This window comes from Burkholderia sp. MSHR3999, from assembly GCF_000833595.1.
In the GTDB taxonomy this organism is placed as follows: Bacteria; Pseudomonadota; Gammaproteobacteria; order Burkholderiales; family Burkholderiaceae; genus Burkholderia; species Burkholderia ubonensis.
The window spans coordinates 1,701,749-1,725,152 of record NZ_JRFO01000001.1 but is presented as its reverse complement, the minus strand read 5'-3'; the positions used below and the strand labels follow the sequence as shown (position 1 = coordinate 1,725,152).

The window sequence follows — 23,404 nt, the reverse complement described above, 5'->3', positions numbered from 1 at the left end:
TGGTGCTAGACTTCGCGGCATGAAACAACCAACGCGCTTGACCCGGGAGCAGAGCAAGGACCAGACGCGCGAGCGTCTGCTGAGTGCTGCGCAGTCGATTTTTCTGGAGAAAGGCTTCGTCGCCGCGAGCGTCGAGGACATCGCCGCGGCCGCCGGCTATACGCGGGGCGCGTTCTACTCGAATTTCCGCAGCAAGGCGGAGCTGCTGTTCGAGCTGCTCGAGCGGGATCACGCGTCGGTGCAGGCCGAGTTGCGGCAGATCTTCGAGGGCGGCGGCTCGCGCGAGCAGATGGAGGCGACCGCGCTCGCCTACTACCGGCGGATGCATATCGACGACCGGTGCCACCTGCTCTGGGTCGAGGCGAAGCTGCAGGCGGCGCGCGACGCGAAGTTCCGCGTGCGCTTCAACCAGTTCCTGCAGGAATCGCGCACGCGGATGGCCGACATCATCCGTGCGTTCTCGGAGCACTCGGGCACGCCGCTGCGGCTGCCGGCCGAGACGCTCGCGCTCGGGCTGATGAGCCTGTGCGACGGCGTGCAGTCGTACTACACGGCCGACCCGCAGCACGTGTCGGCCGAGGCGGCCGAGGCCGTGCTCGCGGGGTTCTTCTCGTGGGCGGTGCTGGGGCGCGCGCCGGACTGAATCAGCGCTCGCCCGTCATCCGCCGGTACGCGTCGAGCAGCGACGTCTTGTAGACGACGCCCGCGAGCGTCGGCTCCGCCGCGCTCTCGATCACCGGCAGCCGCTCGCCCTGGAAGCCCATGAACAGCTCGAGCGCGGTGCCGAGCGGCATGTCGGGCGTGAGGAGCGGAAACGGCGTGTGCGCGTAGTGCGCGGCCGTCTTGTCGGTGGTGTCGCGCTTGTCGAGCAGGTCGCACGTGATGTCCTTGAGCGCGACCGCGCCGCGAAAGCGCCCCGCGTCGTCGGTCACGTACAGGTATTTCACCGGGTATTCGAGGAACACGCGCGTCATGTCGGCGACGCTCGCGGTGAGCGGCACGACCGTCTGCGCGGGCTGGATCAGCTCGCGCATCTGCGTGGTGCGGATCCGCAGGCGCTCCTGCGCGTCCTGGTGGTGGCGCAGCGTGATCTCGTACATCGACGTCGTGCCGGTCGCGCGCGCGACGAAATACGCGACGACGCACGACACCATCAGCGGCAGCACGACCTGGTAGCTGAGCGTCATCTCGAAGATCATCAGGATCGCCATCAGCGGCGCCTGCGTCGCGCCTGCCAGGAACGCGCCCATCCCGACCATCGCGTACGCGAAGTACGCGGACGTGTGCCCCGGCCACAGCGCCTGCATGCCGAGCCCGAACAGCGAGCCGAGCACCGCGCCGACGAACAGCGTCGGCGTGAAGACCCCGCCGATCGCGCCGGAGCCGGCGGTGGCCGCCGTCGCGAGCACCTTGAACACCAGCACCGCGACGAGCGCCTGCCAGGTCCACGGCGAATGCAGGATCTGGTTCACGACGCTGTAGCCGTTGCCCCAGACGTCCGGAATCCACACCGAGATCACGCCGACGATCAGGCCGCCGAGCGCGAGCCGCACCGGCAGCGGCACGGGCAACCGCTTGAACTGGTGCTTCGACGCGTCGAGCAGGTGCAGGAACTGCGGCGCGAGCACCCCGCACAGCAGGCCGAGCACGACGAACGGCAGCACCTCGGGGCCCGCGACGGCCGGGAACACCGGCATCTCGTACGGCGGCCGGTAGCCGGCGAATTCGCGCATCACGATGTTCGCGACGACCGATGCGACCACCATCGGGCCGAAGCTTTCCATCGCGATCGCGCCGAGCACGATCTCCGACACGAAGAACGCGCCGGCGATCGGCGCGTTGTACGCGGACGTGATGCCGGCCGCCGCGCCGCACGCGACGAGCAGGCGCAGCCGCGGCGGGTCGAAGTGCGCGAAGCGGCCGACGAGCGACGCGGCGAGCGCGGCGAGCTGCACCATCGGGCCTTCGCGGCCGATCGAGCCGCCGGTGCCGATCGTCAGCAGCGACGACGCGCTGCGCCACAGGCTCTGCCGCACCGGCACGACGCCGCTGCCGAGCGCGACCGCTTCCATGTAGTCGGTCTTGCGCGTTTTCGCGCCGCCGCGGGTCGCGAGCAGCAGCACGCAGCCGGCGAGGAAGCCGCCCGCGGCGGGGAGCCAGAAGCGCACGTACCACGGCAGGCGTTTCGCCATTTCGACGAAGCTGCCGCTGCCGCCCGAGACCACGCGCTGCACCAGCTCGATGCCTTCACGGAACGCGATCGTCGCGAACGCGCCGCCGATCCCGACGATCACCGACCAGATCAGCATCGTATGGGCGTCCGACAGGCGGAACAGCGTTTGGGCGCGGGTGCGCAGCTTCAGCAGGAAGGAAAGCACGACTGAGCGAGGACCGTGGAAAACGACGCGAAGCATAGCACTGCGCCGCGCCCGCGGGACCTTCCCGGCGGGCGCGGCGCGCGAGGCGGAGCGGGCGTGCGGCTCAGCCAAGCCAGTGCTGGACCGCCCAGGTGATCCCGTAGCCGCCGGCGATCAGCCACACGTACAGGATCAGGCCGGTCGTCAATGCGCGGGGGCCGGCTTCGCGGATCTGCGACACGCGGGTCTCGATGCCGAGCGCAGTCATCGCCATCGTCAGCGCGAACGTGTCGAGCACGTTGAGCGTATGGGTGACGTCGGCCGGCAGCACGTTCAGCGAATTGACGATCACGAAGCCGAGGAAGCCGAGCGCGAACCACGGCACCGCGATCCCGCGCTTGCCGTGCGCGCCGCCGGCCGAGGCGCTGGCCGAGCGGGCGAGCCACCAGCCGAGCGCGAGCAGCACCGGCACGAGCAGCATCACGCGGGTCATCTTGACGATCGTCGCGATGTGCGCGACCTGCGGGCTGACGTCGCTCGCCGCGCCGACCACCTGCGCGACCTCGTGGATCGTGCCGCCGAAGAACAGGCCGAGGCCGGCCGCGTCGAGGTTCAGCAGCCCGGCGTGATACGCGAGCGGGTACACGAACATCGACAGCGTGCCGAACAGCACGACGCTGCCGACCGCCATCGCGCTCTGGTGCGGCTTCGACTGCAGCGTGGATTCGAACGCGAGCACCGCGGCCGCGCCGCAGATCGCGCTGCCGGCCGCGGTCAGCAGCGCGGAATCGCGGTCGAGCTTCATCAGCTTCATGCCGGCCCAGGTGCCGATCGCGAGCGTGCTGACGACGACCAGCACCGACACGGTCAGGCCCGGCAGGCCGACCTGCGCGATTTCCTGCAGGCTCACGCGCAGCCCGAAGAACGCGACCGCGATGCGCAGCAGCTTGCGCGCCGAGAAGTTGACGCCCGCCGCCCAGCTGGCCGGCATGCCGTCGCGCAGCGCGTTGCCGTATAACGCGCCTGCGACGATGCCGACGATCAGCGGGGAGAGGCCGAGCCCGGCGATCGCGGGCAGTTCGGACAGGCTCGTCACGGCCGCGGCAAACAGCGCGACGAACAGGATGCCGTTCAATTGGCCGCGCATCGACGGCGCGGCGTGGCTGAGAGGGGGAGTCGGAGCAGTAGACATGATGGAACCCGGATCGGATCGTCATTTCAATGCCCTAATCCTAGTTTGGTTATATCGATATGAAAAATTGTGATTTGTGACGTAAACTATCCGGAAAACCGATAATTCATCTCCATGACCCCGGATCAACTGATAACGTTCGCGGCCGTCGCTGAGCACCTGAACATCAGCCGCGCCGCGCTGGCGCTGCATCTGTCGCAGCCGGCGGTGTCCGGCCAGCTGCGCCTGCTGCAGGACGAGTTCGGCGAGCCGCTGTACCAGCGCGACGGCCGCGGCATCCGGCTGACGCCGGCCGGCGAGCAGCTTGCGCAGTATGCGAACGCGCTGCGCGACACGTTCGCGCAGGCGCGCGCGTTTCGCGACGCGGTGCGCGGGCTCGACGCCGGCACGCTGCGGATCGGCGCGAGCACGACGCCCGCGAGCTACCTGCTGCCGTACCTGATGGCCGCATTCCAGCAGACGGCGCCGCGCGTCGCGATCCAGACGATGAGCGGCAACACGTCCGAAGTGGTGGCGGCGCTGCCGTCGCTCGACATCGCGCTGATCGAAGGCCCGCCGGGCGAGGCGCTGCCGCCCGGCACGACCGTGCATGCGTGGCACGAGGACGAGATCGTCGCGATCGTGCCCGCCGGGCATCCGCTGGCGGGGCCCGCGCACGTGGGCGGCGTGTCGCTCGACGCGCTGGCCGCGCATCCGCTGGTGCTGCGCGAGGCGGGCTCGGGCGTGCGGCAGCTCGTCGAGCGCGCGTTCGCGCACACGGGCGCGCTGATGCGCGTCGCGCTCGAGATCGCCGGCGTCGAGGCCGTGAAGGAGGCGGTGCGGGCGGGAATGGGCGTCGGCTTCGTGTCCGCGATGTCGCTGCGGCATGACGATGCCGCGCTCGTGATGCGCTCGTTCGCGCCCGCGCCGCTCACGCGTCATTTCTCGATCCTCGTGCCGCACGGCGGCGCGCCGTCGCGGGTCGCGGCGCAGTTCCTGGCGTTGAGCCTTGCGCAAAACGGGGTTTGACGCGCGCACGGAGAAAATCCTAGGGATTTCCTCTATGGCGTGCCCCCGGCACGAGGCGCACCATCCGTCTCACGCAAATGGAACCGGTTCCATTCCGGTGATAAAGGGAAACATGGCAGACATCGTGATCGTGGCGAGCGCATTCGGCATGGACCGGGTGCGACAGGAGGGCCACCGGGCATTCGTCGCGACCGTGGCGCAGGCGGGCGCGGCCGGGTTCGAGGTGCGGCGCGAGCTGTTCGCGTCCGACGCGGACGCGGCGCATGACGCGCTGGCCGCGCTCGGCGCGCAGCTCGCGGCGCACGGCTTGTGGTCGGTCTACTCGACGCCCGCCAACCTGTACACCGACGCAGGCGCGCTCGACGCCGACGCGCTGCGCGACACGCTCGCCGAAGCCGACGCGCTCGGCGCGCGCTTCGTGAAATTCCAGCTCGGCGGCTTTGCCGGCAACGCGCAGGCGGCCGACATCGTCGCGCTGTCGCAAGGTGCGCGCGCCCGGGTCGTGGTCGAGAACGGCCAGTTGCCGGTCGGCGGCTCGCTCGCGCAGTTCCGCGGCCTGTTCGCCGCGCTCGACGCGGCCGGCGCGCCGCGCGCGCTCGGCATGACCTTCGACATCGGCAACTGGCAATGGCCGGGCGAAGCGCCGCTCGCGTGCGCGGATGCGCTCGCGCCGCATGTCGAATACATTCACTGCAAGGCGGTCGAAGGCGAGGGCGCGCGCCGTTTCGCGGTCGCGCCGGCGCCGCGCGACCCGCTCGTCACGGCCGTGCTGGCGGCGCTGCCGCGGCACGCGCCGCGCGGCATCGAGTTTCCGTTCGACGCCGCCGACCTGGGGCGCGACGCGCGCCATCGCGTCGCGTGGCTCGAGGCCGCTTGATGCCGCTTGATGCCCCTTGAAGCGCGCACGAATGCGTAAAGGACCCGGAGGAATTCACTGATGCACCAGCAACTCGATGTCGTCACCTACGGCGAAGCGATGGCGATGTTCGTCGCCGCCGAGACCGGCCACCTCGCGCACGCGTCGCAATTCACGAAGCGGATCGCGGGCGCCGACCTGAACGTCGCGATCGGCCTGTCCCGGCTCGGCTTCCGCGTGGGCTACGTGAGCCGGGTCGGGCGTGATTCGTTCGGCGGCTACGTGCTCGACACGCTCGCGCGCGAGCGCATCGACGCGTCGTGCGTGACGGTCGACGACCGCTACCCGACCGGCTTCCAGTTGAAGTCGCGCAACGACGACGGCAGCGATCCGACCGTCGAGTATTTCCGCAAGGGCTCGGCGGCGAGCCACCTGTCGTGCGACGACTACGTGGCCGACTACGTGCTCGGCGCGCGCCACCTGCACCTGACGGGCGTCGCGCCGGCGATTTCGGCGACGTCGTGCGAACTCGCGTTCCACCTGGCCCGCGAGATGCGTGCGGCCGGCAAGACGATCTCGTTCGATCCGAACCTGCGCCCGACGCTGTGGCCGTCCGCCGAAGCGATGGCGAGCACGCTGAACGCGCTCGCGGCGCTCGCCGACTGGGTGCTGCCGGGCCTCGCGGAAGGGCGGCAGCTGACCGGGCACGACGCGCCGGCCGATATCGCGCGCTTCTATCTCGCGCAGGGCGCGCGCGGCGTCGTGATCAAGCTGGGCGCGCAAGGCGCGTACTATCTGACCGCCGACGGCCGCGAAGGCACGGTCGACGGCGTGCGCGTCGAGCGCGTCGTCGACACGGTCGGCGCGGGCGACGGCTTCGCGGTCGGCGTCGTGAGCGCGCTGCTCGAAGGCCGCGGCGTCGAGCAGGCGGTCGCGCGCGGCAACCGGATCGGTGCGCTGGCGATCCAGGTGATCGGCGACTCGGAAGGGCTGCCGACCCGCGGGCAGCTCGACTGTCTCGAAAACGTCAGCAATCCGGCCGATCGCTTAGAGGAAAACTTCGCCGCGCAATGAGATGCCGTGCACGGCACAATCGCGGGCTATTTCATCGCTTTGCATGGGACCGTAGCCGGTGCCGAAGCACCCCGGTCGACTCAGGAGACACATCCATGACTGCCAATCTCGCCGCTCGACGCTGGTGGATGATCATGCCGATCATCTTCATCACCTACAGCCTCGCCTATCTCGACCGCGCGAACTACGGGTTCGCGGCGGCGGCCGGCATCAACCAGGACCTCGGCATCAGCAAGGGCTTGTCGTCGCTGATCGGCGCGCTGTTCTTCCTCGGCTACTTCTTCTTCCAGATCCCCGGCGCGATCTACGCGGAACGCCGCAGCGTCAAGACGCTGGTGTTCTGGAGCCTCGTGCTGTGGGGCGCGTGCGCGGCGCTCACGGGCGTCGTCAGCAACATCCCGTCGCTGATGGCGATCCGCTTCTTGCTCGGCGTCGTCGAGGCGGCCGTGATGCCGGCGATGCTGATCTACATCAGCAACTGGTTCACGAAGCGCGAACGCTCGCGCGCGAACACGTTCCTGATCCTCGGCAACCCGGTCACGGTGCTGTGGATGTCGGTGGTGTCGGGCTATCTCGTCCACGAATTCGGCTGGCGCCACATGTTCATCGCCGAAGGCGTGCCGGCGATCCTCTGGGCCGTGTGCTGGTGGTTCCTCGTGCAGGACAAGCCCGCGCAGGCCAACTGGCTCACCGCGCAGGAAAAGCGCGACCTCGACGCCGCGCTCGCGGCCGAGCAGGCGGCGATCAAGCCGATGCGCAACTACGGCGAGGCGTTCCGCTCGCCGGCCGTGATCAAGCTGTGCGCGCAGTACTTCTGCTGGAGCATCGGCGTGTACGGCTTCGTGCTGTGGCTGCCGTCGATCGTCAAGAACGGGTCCGCGCTCGGGATGGTCGCGACCGGCTGGCTGTCCGCGCTGCCGTACCTGGCGGCGACGATCGCGATGCTCGCGGCGTCGTGGGCGTCCGACCGGCTCGGCTCGCGCCGCGGCTTCGTGTGGCCGTTCCTGCTGATCGGCGCGGCCGCGTTCGCCGCATCGTATGCGCTCGGCTCGACGCACTTCTGGATCTCGTATGCGCTGCTCGTCGTCGCCGGCGCCGCGATGTACGCGCCGTACGGCCCGTTCTTCGCGATCGTGCCGGAGCTGCTGCCGAAGAACGTCGCGGGCGGCGCGATGGCGCTGATCAACAGCATGGGCGCGCTCGGCTCGTTCGTCGGCTCGTATTTCGTCGGCTACCTGAACGGCGCGACCGGCTCGCCCGTCGCGTCGTACGCGTTCATGAGCGCCGCGCTGGTCGCCGCGGTGATCCTCACGCTGTCCGTCAAACCCCAGGCGCGCGATGCGCAGCCGCTCGGCGCGCCGCTGCAAGGAAAAATGCCTCAATGAAGCCTCGTATCGTCGCCTACAAGCCGCTGCCCGACGACGTCCTCGCATATCTGCGCGAGCATGCGGAAGTCGTGCAGGCCGACGGCGCCGACGCGCTCGCCGCGGCGCTCGGCGACGCCAACGGCGCGATCGGCGCGAGCCTGAAGATCCCGCCGACGATGCTCGAGCGCGCGCCGCGGCTGAAGGCGTGGTCGACGATCTCGGTCGGCTACGACAATTTCGACGTCGCCGACCTGACCCGGCGCGGCATCGTGCTCGCGCACACGCCGGACGTGCTGACCGAGTCGACCGCCGACACGGTGTTCTCGCTGATCCTCGCGTCGGCCCGGCGCGTCGTCGAGCTGGCGGAGTGGGTGAAGGCCGGCCGCTGGCATCACAGCATCGGCCCGGACCTGTACGGCACCGACGTGCAGGGCAAGACGATCGGCATCGTCGGGCTCGGGCGGATCGGCGCGGCGGTGGCGCGCCGCGCGGCGCTCGGCTTCCGGATGCGGGTGCTGTACACGAACCGCTCCGCGCAGCCGGACGCCGAGGCGCAGTACGGCGCGCGCCGCGTGACGCTCGACGAGCTGCTCGCCGAGTCCGATTTCGTGTGCCTGCAGGTGCCGCTGTCGGACGAGACGCGCCACCTGATCGGCGCGGCCGAATTCGCGAAGATGAAGCGCGGCGCGATCCTGATCAACGCGTCGCGCGGGCCGGTCGTCGACGAGGCGGCGCTGATCGACGCGCTGCGCGCGGGCACGATCCGCGGCGCGGGCCTCGACGTGTTCGAGCGGGAGCCGCTCGCGGCCGATTCGCCGCTGCTGCGGATGAACAACGTCGTCGCGCTGCCGCACATCGGCTCGGCGACCCACGAAACGCGGCACGCGATGGCGCGCTGCGCGGCGGAAAACCTGGTCGGCGCGCTGGCGGGCACGTTGCGCGTCAATCTGGTCAATCCGGACGCGCTGACCCGCGCACGCGCCGGCTGAGCGCGCGGGCGCGGCCGGGAGGGGCCGCACACGATGGGCGTTTTTCGCGTCGATCGTTTAGAGTCGATGGACTTGGAGCCGTCCCGTCGGCTGCGTTATGATCGCCCGCTCGTCGCCTCGAAGCCGGCGCCGTTGCCGCCCGCTTCGGGCGACCCGTATCCGCGCCGGGTCCGGCGCGGCTGACCGACAGGAGAGTCCGTCAGTTGGCTTACCTATCCAACAACAAACGTCCGCCCGCGTATGTCGCAGAGCGGATCGCACGTCGCGAGGCACGACAGTGACCGAATCGCACCCCACCAGCCAGCGTCCCGCGACGATCAGCGACGTCGCCCGCGAGGCCGGTACCGGCAAGACCAGCGTCTCGCGCTACCTGAACGGCGAGACCCATGTGCTGTCCGCGGATCTGCGCCAGCGGATCGAAGCGGCCATCGCGCGGCTGAACTACCGGCCGAACCAGATGGCGCGCGGCCTCAAGCGCGGCCGCAATCGGCTGCTCGGCATGCTCGCGGCCGACCTGACCAATCCCTATACCGTCGAGGTGCTGCTGGGCGTCGAGGCCGCGTGCCACGCGCTCGGCTACATGCCGCTCATCTGCCACGCGGCGAACGAGGTCGAGATGGAGCGCCGCTTCCTGCAGCTGCTCACCACGTATCGCGTCGAAGGGCTGATCGTCAACGCGCTCGGCGCCGAGGAGGACGTGCTGCGCCCGCTGCGCGGCGGCGGGATTCCGGCGGTGCTGGTCGACCGGACGGTCGAGGGCTTCGACGCCGACCTGATCGGCCTCGACAACGGCGACGCGATCGAGATGGGCGTGCGGCACCTGATCGAGCGCGGTTTCGACGCCATCCACTTCGTCGTGCAGCCGTTCGAGCAGGTCAGCTCGCGGCGCCTGCGCGAGGCGGCATTCCGCGCGACGCTCGCCGCGCACGGCCGGCCGGTGCCCCGGACCGTCGTGCTCGACCTGAATGCACCCGAGGCCGCGGCCGCCGCGCTCGCCGATGTCGATGCGCGGATCGACGCGGCCGCGCAGCGGGGCACGCGCGCGGCGCTGTTCGCGGCGAACGCGCCGGTCGCGCTCGCGATCGCACGGCATCTGCGCGCCCGCTTCGGCTCCGCGTGGCAGACGCAGGCGGCGCTGGTGTCGATCGACGATCCGGAGTGGGCGGAGCTGATCGGCATCACGACGATTCGTCAGCCGACCTACGAGATCGGCTACAAGGCGGTGGAATTCGTCCACGAGCGGATCGATGGCGCGGCGGGCGACGCGCGCGTCGCGCTGCTGCCCGGCGAGCTGATCGCGCGCGCGTCGACCGCAAGCTGAGTATCATTCGGGGCACGCAGCGCGTCAGGTGCGCTGCCCCGAACAAGGATTTACATGACTGTTTCCCCTTTCACGCTGGCGCTGCTGATCGCCGCCACGCTGATCCTCGCACTGCTGCCGCTCGTCCTTTACCGCATCCTGCGCAAGCCGCTGTCGCTCGACAGGCGTGACGCGATCGTCGGCGTCGCCGCGTTCACGCTGTTCGCGATGGTCGTCGAACGCGCATTTCACGGGATCGTGCTGAGCCAGGCGTCCGCCGGCGGCTGGCTCACGCAGCCGCTCGCGTTCGTCGCGTACGGCGCGCTCACGGCCGGCGTGTTCGAGGAAGTGGGGCGCTATCTCGGGATGCGCTACCTGAGCCGCCGCTACGGCGCGACGGCCGGCGACGGCCGCGCGATCGGCTACGGGCTCGGCCACGGCGGCGCGGAAGCATGGTTCGTCGGCGTGCTCGTCTGGGGGCAGTGGATCTATCTCGCATGGCTCGCGAATTACGGCCAGCTCGACGCGCAGCTCGCGGGGCTGCCGGGCGATGCCGTGCTGCGCCTGCACGTGATGCTGGCGACGTTGTCGGGGCCGTCGATCGCGATGCTGCTGCTCGAGCGCTGCGCGGCGTTCGTGCTGCAAGTCTCGCTGTCGGTGCTGATGTGGCGGGGCATGCGCGCCGGCTGGCGCGGCGTGCTGCCGCTCGCGATCGCGCTGCACGCGCTCGCCGACGTGCCGGCGATGCTGTATCAGGTCCGCACGCTGTCGGCCGCATGGGTCGAGGCCACGTATTTCGTGCTGGCCGCGGTGCTCATCGGCGTACTGGTGAAGACGTGCCGGCCTGCGCGCGCGGCGGCCTGACGGGAGGCGCGAGATGGAAGACTATCTGATCGAATGCGACAGCGCGGAATTCGCCGCGCTCGCGCGCGTGATCTGCGAGCTGTTCCCGGAGCAGACCCGTTTCGTTGAAAGCCGCGACGAACGCGGCCGCTTCCTGTCCGTGCACTGGCTCGCGATGCGTTTCGGCGCGACGCCGAAACGGATGACGCTCGACGTGCGCATCGCGCCGGCCGCGCTCGCGCGCTATCTGGCGATGCGGCCGATGCAGCGCGCGCGCAGCCACGCGGTGCTGCATGCGTATGTGGAAGCGATGCTGGGTTCGCTCGAAGAGCGCCATGCGGCGGGCGAAGCGGTGTCGCGCGACGCGGAGATTGCGCTCGACGACGAGTTCGCTTGAGCGCAGTGTCGTCGCCGGCGCCTTGAGGATGTCAGCCGGCGTCGCGGTAGACCTGCGCGAAGCGCTGCGCCTGCACGACGCCGTAGTCACCGGGCGCGTACTGCATCACCCAGTCGCCCGCGACGCCGCGCAGCGTGTCGCCGTTCGCGGAGCGCGCGATCGTGAACGGCTCGTCCATGCGTTTCGCAAGGACGACCGCCGGCCGGTTCCGGTACGCGCCGGGCTCGCCGTGCGCGAGCGCCGGATCGGCCGGCAGGTATTTCGCGTCGAAGCGCGCGCGCGACACGACCCAGCGGTCGCCGGTCGAGCCGGTGATCAGCGCGTCGCCGGCCACGTAGCGGTTCGGGCCTTCGAGGCTCATCAGTTCGCCGTCCCCGGCCGCGAAGGCGACCGCGACGGTCTCGTCCTTGACGACGCGCCGGGCCTGCGGATCGGTGCCGAGATCGAGTTGCTTGAGTTCTAGCATGGCGAAGAAATGCGGGAAAAGCGTGGAGCTTATCCCGAAATCGGCGCGCTGTGAAATCGGCGCCGGTCGCCGGCGGAAGCCGCGCAGCCGTCCGGCCCGGCGAGGGCGGGGCGGCTGCGCGTCACGGGTCAGGGCTTCGCGGGCGCGCTCGCGGCCGCGCCGGGCGCCGCCTTGGCCTTGCCGCGGGGCTCGCCGCCGTGGTGCAGCCAACTGCGGAACGTCGTGTCGGCCAGCGCCTTCTGGTCGGCCGGGAAGCTCGCATAGAGCGGCCCGAACGCGTCGGCCAGCTTCTTCGCGCCGTCGGCGTTGGCCTGCGCGAGCTCCGCGTACTGCTTCATGTCGTCGATCGCCGATGCGTTGCGGTTTTCCATCCGCTGACGGTACAGGCGGCCCATCGTTTCGCCATTCGCGCGCATCGCGTCGGCGAAGGTCTTCCACTGCGGCTCCTGCGCCGGCGTGATCTTCAACTGGCTGTGCAGGTACGTGATGCGCTCCTCGAGGCGCGTTTCGTGACGGGCGGCGGCCGGGGCCGACGCCGCGGCGGCAGCCGGCTGCGCAGGCGCTTGCGGTGGTTGCGGCGTTTGCGTCTGCGCGAATGCGCTGGTCGCGAGCATGAGCGTAGCGAGGGTGAGCGAAATATTCTTCATGGTGGCTCTCCGGATAGTGTCGTGCGAGCGGGCGCGGGCGCTTCTGCGGCGCACGCGGGTTTCGCGTCGCAACGTATTAGTAGCACGGCGCGCGCCGCGCGTTCAGCCAAGGCGACACTTGCTTACATCCGATACGAATCGATATCGTTGCGTAACCAATCGGCGAGGCCGTGCGCCGCAGCCGATGGACGCGCCGGTTGGGCGGGCAGGCGTTCGGCGCTATCATCCCGTCACCTTCCAATCCGAAACGCGCTCCGCTCGCGTGCCTCAAGCCTCATGCGTCCACCTCGCCTCGACCAACTCGACGACCTCGACCGGCAACTCGTCGCGCTGCTGCAAGCCGATGCGCGCGCGAGCGTCGCGGATCTCGCGCGCCAGCTCGACGTCGCGCGCACGACGGTCGTCGCGCGCATTGCGCGGCTCGAACGCACCAACGTGATCGCGGGCTACAGCGTGCGGCTCGGGCAGGACGTGCTCGACGCGAGCATCTACGCGTATGTCGGCATCATCCTCGCGCCGAAGTACGGCAAGGACGTGCTGAAGAAGCTCGACCGAATGCCCGAAGTGCAGCTGCTGTGCGCGGTGAGCGGCGAATACGATTACGTCGCATGGCTGCGCGCCGATTCGCCGGAGCGGCTCAACGACCTGCTCGACCAGATCGGCGCGCTCGAAGGCGTCGAGCGCACGACGACGTCGATCATCCTGTCGCGCAAGATCGACCGCGGCACGATCGGCGGGTGATGCGTCGCCTGTGACGTCGTGCGGCGGCATCGGCCGTCGCGCCCGGCTAAGCGAAACGGCCGGTTCCGCGCTGCGCGCGCGGTGACGCCGGCAGTGCGGCCTTCCGTCTTTTCATTCCTTTGCGCTGCGCGCACCGGGTATGTCCCGGCGCATCGCGCGCATTCGTCGCGTCTGCCTTGCCGGCTTCCCGGCGTCGGATTTTTTCGTCACGCCGATGCCCCGGTTCGGGCCGGCGATCGGGGCTTTCGGATGTCGTTCCGTCGTTTCGACGAAAAGTATCGTCATAACGTCGAAGATACCCGTCGTTTCGCATCATTCTTCGTCTTGGAACTGATTTTGCGCATCCCTAGACTGTGTGCATGGCTCAACGCCGTACACAACACAACCCATCATCAGGAGATAAGCGCATGAAAATCGCCATCGTCGGCGCAGGTCTGATCGGCCACACCATTGCTCACATGCTGCGTGAAACCGGCGACTACGAAGTCATCGCGTTCGATCGCGACGCGGATGCGCTCGCGAAGCTGTCGCGCGAAGGCATCGCGACGCAGCGTGTCGATTCGGCCGACGCGAATGCGATCCGCGAAGCGGTCAAGGGCTTCGATGCGCTCGTCAACGCGCTGCCGTACTACCTCGCGGTCAACGTCGCGGCCGCCGCGAAGGCGGCGGGCGTCCATTACTTCGACCTGACCGAGGACGTGCGCGCGACGCACGCGATCCGCGAGCTGGCCGAAGGCTCCGATCGCGCGTTCATGCCGCAGTGCGGCCTCGCGCCGGGCTTCATCGGCATCGCCGCGCACGAGCTCGTGAACGGCTTCAGCGAGGTGCGCGACGTGAAGATGCGCGTCGGCGCGTTGCCCGAGTACCCGACCAACGCGCTGAAGTACAACCTGACGTGGAGCGTCGACGGCCTGATCAACGAATACTGCCAGCCGTGCGAGGCGATCCGCGACGGCCGCAAGCAGTGGGTGCAGCCGCTCGAAGGCCTCGAGCACTTCTCGCTCGACGGCACCGAATACGAAGCGTTCAACACATCGGGCGGCCTCGGCACGCTGTGCGAGACGCTGTCGGGCAAGGTCGAGACGCTCGACTACAAGTCGGTGCGCTACCCGGGCCACCGCGACCTCGTGCAGTTCCTGCTCGAGGACCTGCGCCTGTCGACCGACCGCGACACGCTGAAGTCGATCATGCGCCGCGCGGTGCCCTCGACCAAGCAGGACGTCGTGCTCGTGTTCGTCACGGTGACGGGCGTGAAGGACGGCCAGCTGGTGCAGGACGTGTTCACGCGCAAGATCTTCGCGAAGGACGTGTGCGGGATGCACATGAGCGCGATCCAGATCACGACGGCCGGCGCGATGTGCGCGGTGCTGGACCTGTTCCGCGAGAAGAAGCTGCCGCAGCACGGCTTCATCCCGCAGGAGAAGGTGTCGCTGAAGGCGTTCCTCGCTAACCGCTTCGGCAAGCTGTACGACGGCGGCACGATGGAGCGCGTGCACGCGCTGGCCTGAATGTAAATTGCCTGGCGTCGATGCACGACGCCATGACGACGCCGGGGGCGCGATGCGCCGCCCGGCGTTTTTTCCATGCGGCGGGAAAGTTCAGGCGGGCAGCGGCGGGACGAGCGGCGCCCGCGGCGGCGGCACGATCCGCGCCAGCAGCGCAGCGACGTCCGCGTCGGTCGGCGCGGTGTTGTCGAACATCACGAGCCCTTCGCATTCGGCGCCGGTCGGCACGAAGCGGCGCTGCCGGTATTCGTCCCAGTGCGCGAGCTTGTACGCGTCGTTCGGGTTGCCGCGCGCGACGATCCGCTGGTGCGCGACGTCTTCCGGCACATGCACCCAGACGACCGTCAGCGTGACCTCGGGGCCGATGCCGAGCCACGCGCGGTCGAAGATGCGCCGGTCGCGCACTTCGCGCGACAGCGGGCCGACGACGAGCGCGCCGATGCCGAGCGCGAGGTTCTCGCGCGCGGTGTCGAGCAGGCCCTGGTATTCGGGATCGCGCAGATGCTTCAGGTAGAGCGGGCTGTCGCGGTCGTTCGGGTCGTGGGTGAGGGCGCCCATCGCCGCCGAGCTGTAGCGGCCGTACAGCGTATCCTTGTCGAGCAGGCAGAAGGCCTCGCCGGTTGCGCGCATCAGCGGCCCGATGAGCCGTTTCGCGAGCGTGGTTTTGCCGGTGCCGGCGTGGCCGCAGAAGAACACCAGATGCGTCACGAGGGCGTGCTCCCCGATCCGGGCCGGTTGGCGCCGTTGAGCTTCGGGTCGCGCGGATACACTTCCGCTTCCAGCCACATCGCGTTGATGATGCCGAAGCCGAGCGCAACGCCGATGCCGAGTATCCACGAGAAATACCACATGGGTCCGTCTCCTTGACGCTGAAGTAATGAAGCCGCGCAGGCGGGCCGCGGGCGGGCGTGCGGGTGCGTACCCGCGCATGCTGCGGCGCACGCAGCCCGATCATGACCAATAACGGCGCGCCGCGCAAGCCGCGCCGAAGCCGGACCGGATCTGCGGCAAACCGGTAAACTGGCGAATGAAACCGCAACATGATGGACACCATGCTGATCAACTGCGCTGCATACCAGGACGGCCGCAAGCTGGCCGACATCGACATCGACGCCATCAGCGATTACGTGTCGAAGCCCGAGTGCTTCGTGTGGGTCGCGTTGAAGGACCCGACGCCCGCCGAGCTCGAGCTGATGGGCGAGGAGTTCGGGCTGCACGAGCTCGCGCTCGAGGACGCCCGCAAGGGCCATCAGCGGCCGAAGATCGAGGAATACGGCGACTCGCTGTTCGCGGTGCTGCACACGGTGGAGTTCGACGGCGACGGCGAATTCAACGTCGGCGAGCTGAACGTGTTCGTCGGGCCGAACTACGTGCTGTCGGTGCGCAACCACACCGAGCGGGATTTCCGCGCGGTGCGCACGCGCTGCGAGCGCGAGCCGCATCTGCTGCAGGAAGGCTCGGCGTTCGTGTTCTACGCGCTGATGGACCAGGTCGTCGACCGCTATTTCCCGGTCCTCGAAACGCTCGGCAACGAGCTCGAGGAGCTCGAGGACCGCATCTTCGCGAAAGCGACGCCGGCGGCGTCGCGCGCGATCATCGAGGACCTGTATTCGCTGAAGCGCCGGCTCGTGATGCTGCATCAGCACACGGCGCCGCTGCTCGAGCCGCTCGCGAAGCTGACGGGCGGGCGCATCCCGCAGGTCTGCAGCGGGATGGAGCATTACTTCCGCGACGTGTACGACCACCTGCAGCGGATCGTGAGGACGATCGAGGGGCGGCGCGAGATGGTCGTGACGGCCGTCCAGGTCAATCTCGGGATGATCTCGCTCGCGGAGAACGAGGTGACCAAGCGGCTCGGCTCGTTCGCCGCGCTGTTCGCGATTCCGACGATGATCGCCGGCATCTACGGGATGAACTTCAACAACATTCCCGAGCTGCACTGGACCTATGGCTTCTACGGCTGCATCGGCGTGATGGCCGTGGCCGATCTCGCGCTGTGGTGGCGCTTCAAGCGGGCAGGGTGGCTGTAGCCTGGTGAACAGGCCCTAGCGTGGCGCGTGCTTGCCGACCACGACGCGCCACGGACGCACGCGCCACGACTTGACGAGGCCGTTCTGCACGTAAGGATCGGCGCGCGCGAACGATTCGGCCACTTCGGCCGAGTCTCCCTCGAAGACGAGCACGGCCTGGTCGGCCGGGTCTGAGAACGCGCCCGCGAGCACCAGTTCGCCGCGCTCGGTGGCGGCGTGCGCGAGCGCGAGATGCTCGGCGCGGAAGGGCTCGCGCCGCGACAGGTAGTCGTCGACGAGTTCGTAGATCAGCTGGTAATACATGCGTCGCTCCCGGTATCGGCCTGCGGGGAAGTATAGGGCACACGCACTGCACATCCCGACGAATCGCAACTAACGGTCGAGCTTTTTCACCGCCGCCGAATCCTGACGCGTCATCGTGGAACCTGCCCGGCAAAGCCAACAGGCCCGGCGCGGGTTCGCGGCGAATCCCGCCTACGCCTTGTATCCGATGGTGCGCAGCAGCTCCTTGCGCCAGCGCACGTCGTCGTCGTTTTCGACGCCGAGCGGCGCAAAGCCGTCGACGACGCCGACGATGCCGCGGCCCTGCGCGGTTTCCGCGACGATCACCTCGGTCGGGTTCGCGCTCGCGCAATAGATCCGGCAGACCTCCGGCACGGCCTTGATCGCGTTCAGCACGTTGACCGGGTAGAAGCCGTCGCCGAGCAGCACGATGAAGGCGTGACCGGCGCCGATCGCGGTAGCGTTGCGGGACGCGAGCTCGACCAGCTCCGCATCGGTGCCGGAGCGCCGCACGAGCCGCTTGCCCGACGCCTCGCAGAACGCAAGGCCGAAGCGGATGCCGGGCACGGTGCCGACGAGCGCCTCGTGGATGTCCTCGACGGACTTGATGAAATGCGTCTGGCCGAGAATGAAGTTCATCGTCTCGGGCTTGTGGATGGTCACGGTGTGCAATTGCAGCATGGCGGACCTCGTCTGGGGCGATGCGGCGCGGGCGTCGCGGATGGGCTCTCCAAGCTTAGTACGCGATCGCCGGCGGCGAAAGCGGGCGGCGGCGCGGCGTCCTATCCTTCGTTGTGTGCGGGTTGGGCGCGCGACGGGAGGCGGATATGGACGTGCGACAAGGTTTCGTCGACTGCGTGGGGCGCACGCCGCTGATCCGGCTGGCGAAGCTCAGCGCGGAGACCGGCTGCGAGATCCTGGGCAAGGCGGAATTCATGAATCCGGGCGGCTCCGTGAAGGACCGCGCGGCGCTCTACATCATCCGCGACGCCGAGCAGCGCGGCGTGCTGACGCCGGGCGGCACCGTCGTCGAAGGGACGGCGGGCAACACCGGCATCGGGCTCGCGCACATCTGCGCGGCGCGCGGCTATCGCTGCGTGATCGTGATACCGGAAACGCAATCGCCGGAGAAGATGGAAATCCTGCGCACGCTCGGCGCGGAAGTGCGGCCGGTGCCGGCGGTGCCGTACCGCGACCCGAACAATTATCAGAAGATTGCCGGCCGGCTCGCGGACGAGCTCGACAACGCGGTGTGGGCCAACCAGTTCGACAACGTCGTCAACCGCCAGGCGCACTACGAGACGACCGGGCCGGAAATCTGGCGCGACACGGCGGGCACGGTCGATGCGTTCGTGTGCGCGACCGGCACGGGCGGCACGCTGGCCGGCGTGAGCCGCTACCTGAAGGAGCAGGACCCGGAGATCCGGATCGTGCTCGCCGATCCGCACGGCAGCGGCCTGTACAGCCACGTGAAAACGGGCGAGATCAAGGCGGAAGGCAGCTCGATCACCGAAGGCATCGGCTCGACGCGCATCACCGCGAATCTCGCCGGCGCGCCGATCGACGATGCGGTGCGCATCGACGACGTGCAGTGCGTGACGATGGTCTACCGGCTGCTGCGCGAGGAGGGACTGTACGTCGGCGGATCGAGCGGCATCAACGTCGCGGCGGCGGTCTGGCTCGCCCGCCGGATGGGCCCGGGGCACACGATCGTGACGCTGCTGTGCGATCGCGGCGACATCTATCGCGCGCGGCTGTTCAACCGCGCATGGCTGCGCGAGAAGGGTCTGGAGCCGGCGTGACGATGGGGTGCAACGGGATTTTCCATTCGCGCGATTGCGACCTATGCTGAACGAATCCGGTGCGAACGCCGTTCGCCCGATTCGTTCAGACGAGGTGTGCCATGTCCATGTCTGCGACCCTGCAGGACTGCCTGCGGCAGAAGTCCTCGCGGTACGAAGTCGTGTACCACCCCTATAGCCATACGAGCATGGAGACCGCCGCCGCCGCGCATATCCCCGGCGATCGCCTCGCGAAAACCGTGCTGCTCGAAGACGACGACGGCTATGTCGCGGCCGTGCTGCCGACGACGCACGCGGTGCGCCTGTCCGATCTTTGGGCGAAGACCGGCCGGCATCTCGTGCTCGCGAAGGAGCTCGAGCTGCGCGAGCTGTTCAAGGACTGCGATGCGGGCGCGCTGCCGCCGGTCTGCATGGCCTACGGCATGCAGACGTTCCTCGAGGAACATCTGGCGATGCAGCCGGAAGTCTATTTCGAGGCCGGCGACCACGAAGCGCTGATCCACATGACGCAGGACGAGTTCCTGTCGCTGATGGAAACCGCCGAGCGCGCGCATTTCTCGCACAAGATGCAGGGCATGGCGTCTTGAGCGGCAGCCGGCGCGGGCGATCGTCGTCGGCCGTCATGGCGGCCGACGGCGGGCGCGACACGACGCACCTTTTCAGGCTGCGCGCCTGAGGAGCGGGCGTGCGCCAGTGAATTGCCTTCGGGGACCGTTCGTGCTCCCTGACTTTCCGCGATTCGATTGCTCTTCCCGACACTTCCCCGTCACGAATTCGTAAGACATACAGTTCGCGCACAGTAACCCTGATTGCCCGAACTGTACTCTTGCGTGCGCGATGAATGTGTGTGCTCGCGGCTGACTGTTCTCCTTTTACTCTTCCATCATCAAAAGCACAGCACCGCGGCGCCCGAGGTTTGGGGACGCTGCGGATGCCCCCACCAGAGAGTCAAGCGATGGAAAAGGCAAGGTCGAACGGAAAGCGCGCGACGCATCACGACCCGGGCGGCGCCCCGGCGGGAGGCGCACGATGAAACTGTACGAGAAGCTCGCGGACGACATCGAGCGCCTGGTCCGCCAGGGCGTGTACCGGCACGGCGACCGGATCCCGTCGGTGCGGCAGGCGAGCCAGCAGCACCGGCTCAGCATCACGACGGTCCTGCACGCGTATCTGCTGCTGGAAAGCCGCGGCCTGCTGGAGAGCCGCCCGCAGTCCGGCTACTTCGTGAACCTGCGGCGCGACGACGGCAACGGCCAGGTGCACGAGCTGCGCCCGTCGAAGCCGATCGCGATCTCGTCGTCGGTCGACGTCAGCCGGCTCGTGCTGTCGACACTGCGCTCGATCGACGCCGACGACGCGGTGCCGCTCGGCTCGCCGTACCCTGATCCGGGCCTGTTTCCGTTCGAGAAGCTGAACCGCTACGCGTATGCGGCCGGCCGCGACAAGTCGCTGTGGGGCGTGACGGACGGGCTGCCGCCCGGCAGCCCGCGTCTCGTGCGGCAGATCGCGCGGCGCTACCTGGAGAACGGCATGTCGGTCGACCCGAACGAGATCATCGTCACGGTCGGCGCAACGGAGGCGATCAACCTGTGCCTGCAGGCGGTCGCGAAGCCGGGCGACGTGATCGCGGTCGAGTCGCCGACCTTCTATGCGATGCTGCACGCGATCGAGCGGATGGGGATGAAGGCGATCGAGGTGTCGACGCATCCGGAATACGGCATCGACATCGGCGCGCTCGCGGCGATCATGAAATCGCAGCCGATCGCCGCGTGCATGGTGATGCCGAACTTCCAGAATCCGCTCGGCTTCCAGATGCCGGACGAGCGCAAGCGCGAACTGGTCGAATTCGCGGCGAAGGCGGAGCTGCCGATCATCGAGAACGGCGTGTACAACGAGCTGTACTTCGGCGACACGCATCCGAGCACGCTGAAATCGTTCGACAGGAAGGGGCTCGTGCTGCACTGCGCGTCGTTCTCGAAGAGCCTCACGGCCGCGTACCGGATCGGCTGGGCGCTGCCGGGCCGCTACCGCGATCAGGTCGAGAAGCTGAAGTTCCTGAACACGCTGACGACGCCGCTCCTGCCGCAGCTCGCGATCGCGGAATTCCTCGAACGCGACGGCTACGAGCATCACCTGCGGCGGGTCCGCAAGGCGTATGCGCAGCAGGCGAACCTGATGCGGGCGATCGTGTCGCGGTTCTTCCCCGAAGGCACGCGCATCTCGAGCCCGGCGGGCGGCTACGTGCTGTGGGTCGAGCTGCCCGCGAAGGTGGACGCGATGCGGCTGTACCAGCTTGCGCTGGAGCAGGGGATCACCATCGGCCCCGGCTACATGTTCTCGATTTCGGACAACTACAAGAACTTCATCCGGCTGAACTACAGCAGCCCGTGGTCGAGCCAGATCGAACAGGCGGTCATCACGGTCGGCAAGCTGGCGGCGATCTGCGCGCGCTGAGTTGAGCTGAGCGGGGCGGAGCGTACGGCGCGGCGGGTTCGCCGCGCCGTGCGTCAGCCTCCGGTGACGGGCGGGAAGAACGCGATTTCACAATCCTCGCGCAACACGAACGAGCCGGTCACCATCTCGTGATTGACGGCGGTGCGCACCGGCCGCTCGTCGCGCAGCGCCTGCGCGCTGCGTTCGTCGCGCGCGGCGAGCGTGCCGCGCAATGCGTCCACGGTGAGCTCGGGCGCGTCGATCTCCAGGGTTTCCTCGTCGATGCGGAGTTGTTCGCGAATGCTCGCGAAATATTTGATCGTCAGTCTCATGATGGGTCGTTGGCGGGAAGTGAGGGTGCGGCGGGCGGGTCAGCCCCAGCGCTTCATTGCGTGATCGTCGTGCGTCTTGGCCTCGACCCATTCGGCCACGCCGTCGTGGCGGATTTCCTTCTTCCAGAACGGCGCATGGGTCTTCAGGAAATCCATCATGAACTCGCACGCGTCGAAGGCCGCTGCCCGATGCGGCGCGGCCACGACCATCAGCACGACCGGATGGCCGAGCGCGATCCGGCCGATGCGGTGCACGATCCTGACCGCCTCGAGCGGCCAGCGCGCGGACGCTTCCTCGACGATGCTCCACAGCGACCGTTCGGTCATGCCCGGATAGTGCTCGATGTCGAGCGCGACGACGTCGTCGACGTCGCCCGACTGCCGCACGACGCCGAGGAAATTCACGACCGCGCCGACGCGCGGGTTGCGCACGATCGGCGTGATCTCCGCGTCGACGTCGATCGGTTCGTACTGGACCCGGACCTCGATGCCGCCGGAGATCGCGGGCGGCGAATGCGGGGGCGGCCCGACGGGCTCGTCGCCGGGAGGGCGGCCGGAACGTGCCGGGTGGTCCGGCTCGGCTTGCGGATCGATGAGTGACGTCATGACTGTTCTCCAGGGGGGCGGTTCGTCTCGCATCGCGCGGCAGCGGTCAGCCGTTCATCAGCCGCCGACGAGCGACATGCGTACCGTCGGGTAGGTCTTGCCGGTCCGCCGGGCGCGGTGCGCCGCGCGCAGCTCCGAGTAGCGGTCGTCGCGGCGCAGCCAGCGGCCGCGGATCGCGGTGACGAGCTGATCGAGCGGCGCCGCGTCGCCGAGCCACGGCCGCAGGTCCGTGCCGTGCGTCGCGAACAGGCAGGTGTACAGCTGGCCATCGGCCGACACGCGTGCGCGCGAGCACGTGCCGCAAAACGGATGCGAGACGCTTGCGATGAAACCGACTTCGCCCGCGCCGTCGGCGTGCCGATAGCGCAGCGCGGTGCCGGCGTGCGCGTCGTCGTCGGCGGCGTCCGCGAGCAGCGGATATGCGGATTCGATGATCCCGCGCATCTGCGCGGTCGTGACGACCTTGTCGGTCGACCAGAATTGCGCGCCGCCGACGTCCATGTATTCGATGAAGCGCACGGCGACGCCGGTGTGCCGGAACGCGCGCACGAGCGGCAGCAGCTGGCCGTCGTTGACGCCGCGCTCGATCACCGCATTGACCTTGACGGGTGCGAGCCCGGCCGCCTGCGCGGCCTCGATGCCGGCCAGGATGCGCGACACCGGCATGTCGACGTCGCTCATCTTGCGGAACACCGCGTCGTCGATCGCATCGAGGCTCACGGTCGCGCGCCCGAGGCCGGCGTCGCGCAGCGCGCGCGCCTTCGCGGCGAGCAGCGACCCGTTCGTCGTCAGCGCGATCTCGACCGGCTTGCCGTCGAGGGTCGTCAGCGCCGCAAGCGACTCGATCAGCGTTTCGATCCCGCGCCGCAGCAGCGGCTCGCCGCCGGTCAGGCGGATCTTCTCGACGCCGAGCGCGACGAACGCGCGTGCGATGCGGGTCAGCTGCGCGAACGACAGGCGCGCCGACGACGGCATGAACGCGTAGCCGGCGTCGAAGCTTTCGCGCGGCATGCAGTACGTGCAGCGGAAATTGCACTGATCGATCACGGACAGCCGCAGGTCGCGCAGCGGGCGGGCAAGCGTGTCGACGGTGCCGGGTGGGTCGCTCGCCGCCGCGCCGCGGCTCGGCGCGGTGAGGGGCGGCGTGACGGAGTCGATGACGTTCACGATCTGTCCG

The 23,404-nt window shown here is 68.8% G+C and carries 26 protein-coding genes; 15 read left to right on the top strand and 11 right to left on the bottom strand.

Features of this window, described 5'->3' with window-relative positions; translation table 11 throughout:
* The first annotated feature begins 19 nt into the window (after positions 1-19).
* A complete protein-coding gene (locus KY49_RS08050) occupies positions 20-643 on the top strand; it encodes a TetR/AcrR family transcriptional regulator (protein WP_042584102.1) in 624 nt (207 codons plus the stop codon).
* A gap of 1 nt (position 644) precedes the next feature.
* On the opposite strand, the gene KY49_RS08045 is transcribed toward KY49_RS08050, so the two are convergent.
* Positions 645-2,378: a ClcB-like voltage-gated chloride channel protein gene (locus KY49_RS08045; RefSeq protein ID WP_197083555.1), complete on the bottom strand. Its 1,734-nt coding sequence runs from the start codon at positions 2,376-2,378 to the stop codon at positions 645-647.
* Between the two features lie 103 nt (positions 2,379-2,481).
* Positions 2,482-3,549, bottom strand: coding sequence for a YeiH family protein (locus tag KY49_RS08040; protein ID WP_082062312.1), 1,068 nt, complete (start codon positions 3,547-3,549; stop codon positions 2,482-2,484).
* A 114-nt stretch (positions 3,550-3,663) separates the two neighbouring features.
* Between KY49_RS08040 and KY49_RS08035 the strand changes: the two genes are divergently transcribed.
* The 8 genes from KY49_RS08035 (at position 3,664) to KY49_RS08000 (ending at position 11,383) form a co-directional block, all read left to right on the top strand.
* Entirely contained in the window at positions 3,664-4,557 is an 894-nt protein-coding gene (locus KY49_RS08035) for a LysR family transcriptional regulator (protein WP_042584099.1), read from the top strand.
* A 112-nt stretch (positions 4,558-4,669) separates the two neighbouring features.
* Entirely contained in the window at positions 4,670-5,434 is a 765-nt protein-coding gene (locus tag KY49_RS08030; protein WP_042584098.1) for a TIM barrel protein, read from the top strand.
* A 60-nt stretch (positions 5,435-5,494) separates the two neighbouring features.
* Positions 5,495-6,487, top strand: a complete 993-nt coding sequence (locus tag KY49_RS08025) for a sugar kinase (protein ID WP_042584097.1) — start codon at positions 5,495-5,497, stop codon at positions 6,485-6,487.
* Between the two features lie 95 nt (positions 6,488-6,582).
* Positions 6,583-7,872: an MFS transporter gene (locus KY49_RS08020; protein ID WP_042584096.1), complete on the top strand. Its 1,290-nt coding sequence runs from the start codon at positions 6,583-6,585 to the stop codon at positions 7,870-7,872.
* Entirely contained in the window at positions 7,869-8,843 is a 975-nt protein-coding gene (locus tag KY49_RS08015) for a 2-hydroxyacid dehydrogenase (RefSeq protein WP_042584095.1), read from the top strand. Before KY49_RS08020 ends, KY49_RS08015 begins: the two co-directional genes overlap by 4 nt.
* 277 nt (positions 8,844-9,120) lie before the next feature.
* Positions 9,121-10,164 (top strand): LacI family DNA-binding transcriptional regulator, encoded by a 1,044-nt coding sequence (locus KY49_RS08010; RefSeq protein ID WP_042584094.1) that lies wholly within the window; start codon positions 9,121-9,123, stop codon positions 10,162-10,164.
* A 54-nt stretch (positions 10,165-10,218) separates the two neighbouring features.
* Positions 10,219-11,007, top strand: a complete 789-nt coding sequence (locus KY49_RS08005) for a YhfC family intramembrane metalloprotease (protein ID WP_042584093.1) — start codon at positions 10,219-10,221, stop codon at positions 11,005-11,007.
* A 13-nt stretch (positions 11,008-11,020) separates the two neighbouring features.
* Positions 11,021-11,383 carry a DUF3022 domain-containing protein gene (locus tag KY49_RS08000; protein WP_042584092.1) on the top strand — a complete coding sequence of 121 codons (363 nt, stop codon included), beginning with the start codon at positions 11,021-11,023 and terminating at the stop codon, positions 11,381-11,383.
* A gap of 31 nt (positions 11,384-11,414) precedes the next feature.
* Here the strand turns inward: KY49_RS08000 and KY49_RS07995 are convergent, their stop codons facing one another.
* Both KY49_RS07995 and KY49_RS07990 read right to left on the bottom strand, forming a co-directional pair.
* Positions 11,415-11,849, bottom strand: a complete 435-nt coding sequence (locus tag KY49_RS07995) for a PGDYG domain-containing protein (RefSeq protein ID WP_042584091.1) — start codon at positions 11,847-11,849, stop codon at positions 11,415-11,417.
* Between the two features lie 128 nt (positions 11,850-11,977).
* Positions 11,978-12,496 (bottom strand): Spy/CpxP family protein refolding chaperone, encoded by a 519-nt coding sequence (locus KY49_RS07990; protein WP_042584090.1) that lies wholly within the window; start codon positions 12,494-12,496, stop codon positions 11,978-11,980.
* 276 nt (positions 12,497-12,772) lie between these two features.
* Here KY49_RS07990 and KY49_RS07985 point away from each other — a divergent pair, with 276 nt between their 5' ends.
* Both KY49_RS07985 and KY49_RS07980 read left to right on the top strand, forming a co-directional pair.
* Complete coding sequence (locus KY49_RS07985) at positions 12,773-13,237, top strand: Lrp/AsnC family transcriptional regulator (RefSeq protein WP_042584089.1); 465 nt, start codon at positions 12,773-12,775, stop codon at positions 13,235-13,237.
* Positions 13,238-13,644: 407 nt separating this feature from the next.
* Positions 13,645-14,745 (top strand): saccharopine dehydrogenase family protein, encoded by a 1,101-nt coding sequence (locus KY49_RS07980; protein ID WP_042584088.1) that lies wholly within the window; start codon positions 13,645-13,647, stop codon positions 14,743-14,745.
* Between the two features lie 90 nt (positions 14,746-14,835).
* Here KY49_RS07980 and KY49_RS07975 read toward each other — a convergent pair whose 3' ends face one another.
* Both KY49_RS07975 and cydX read right to left on the bottom strand, forming a co-directional pair.
* Positions 14,836-15,450 (bottom strand): AAA family ATPase, encoded by a 615-nt coding sequence (locus KY49_RS07975; protein ID WP_042584087.1) that lies wholly within the window; start codon positions 15,448-15,450, stop codon positions 14,836-14,838.
* Positions 15,447-15,593, bottom strand: a complete 147-nt coding sequence (gene cydX / locus KY49_RS34775; protein ID WP_042584086.1) for a cytochrome bd-I oxidase subunit CydX — start codon at positions 15,591-15,593, stop codon at positions 15,447-15,449. Before cydX ends, KY49_RS07975 begins: the two co-directional genes overlap by 4 nt.
* 201 nt (positions 15,594-15,794) lie before the next feature.
* Here cydX and corA point away from each other — a divergent pair, with 201 nt between their 5' ends.
* The gene (gene corA / locus KY49_RS07965; protein WP_042584623.1) at positions 15,795-16,772 is read left to right on the top strand and encodes a magnesium/cobalt transporter CorA; all 978 of its coding nucleotides are present in this window, start codon (positions 15,795-15,797) and stop codon (positions 16,770-16,772) included.
* A 15-nt stretch (positions 16,773-16,787) separates the two neighbouring features.
* On the opposite strand, the gene KY49_RS07960 is transcribed toward corA, so the two are convergent.
* Positions 16,788-17,075, bottom strand: a complete 288-nt coding sequence (locus tag KY49_RS07960; RefSeq protein ID WP_010092335.1) for a YciI-like protein — start codon at positions 17,073-17,075, stop codon at positions 16,788-16,790.
* 171 nt (positions 17,076-17,246) lie between these two features.
* The gene (locus tag KY49_RS07955; protein WP_088500791.1) at positions 17,247-17,735 is read right to left on the bottom strand and encodes an adenosine-specific kinase; all 489 of its coding nucleotides are present in this window, start codon (positions 17,733-17,735) and stop codon (positions 17,247-17,249) included.
* A 146-nt stretch (positions 17,736-17,881) separates the two neighbouring features.
* On the opposite strand from KY49_RS07955, the gene KY49_RS07950 reads away from it, so the two are divergent.
* From KY49_RS07950 to KY49_RS07940, 3 genes are all read left to right on the top strand, one after another.
* A complete protein-coding gene (locus KY49_RS07950; RefSeq protein WP_042584085.1) occupies positions 17,882-18,856 on the top strand; it encodes a cysteine synthase A in 975 nt (324 codons plus the stop codon).
* 101 nt (positions 18,857-18,957) lie between these two features.
* Positions 18,958-19,443, top strand: a complete 486-nt coding sequence (locus KY49_RS07945; RefSeq protein WP_010092339.1) for an aminoacyl-tRNA deacylase — start codon at positions 18,958-18,960, stop codon at positions 19,441-19,443.
* Positions 19,444-19,885: 442 nt separating this feature from the next.
* The gene (locus tag KY49_RS07940) at positions 19,886-21,310 is read left to right on the top strand and encodes an aminotransferase-like domain-containing protein (protein WP_042584084.1); all 1,425 of its coding nucleotides are present in this window, start codon (positions 19,886-19,888) and stop codon (positions 21,308-21,310) included.
* A gap of 53 nt (positions 21,311-21,363) precedes the next feature.
* On the opposite strand, the gene moaD is transcribed toward KY49_RS07940, so the two are convergent.
* The 3 genes from moaD to moaA are packed head-to-tail and all read right to left on the bottom strand — an operon-like array spanning position 21,364 to position 23,394.
* Positions 21,364-21,621 (bottom strand): molybdopterin converting factor subunit 1, encoded by a 258-nt coding sequence (gene moaD / locus KY49_RS07935; protein WP_010092341.1) that lies wholly within the window; start codon positions 21,619-21,621, stop codon positions 21,364-21,366.
* Positions 21,622-21,660: 39 nt separating this feature from the next.
* Positions 21,661-22,227, bottom strand: coding sequence for a molybdenum cofactor biosynthesis protein MoaE (locus tag KY49_RS07930; RefSeq protein ID WP_042584083.1), 567 nt, complete (start codon positions 22,225-22,227; stop codon positions 21,661-21,663).
* Positions 22,228-22,284: 57 nt separating this feature from the next.
* Positions 22,285-23,394, bottom strand: a complete 1,110-nt coding sequence (gene moaA, locus KY49_RS07925) for a GTP 3',8-cyclase MoaA (protein ID WP_042584082.1) — start codon at positions 23,392-23,394, stop codon at positions 22,285-22,287.
* Positions 23,395-23,404 lie beyond the last annotated feature (10 nt).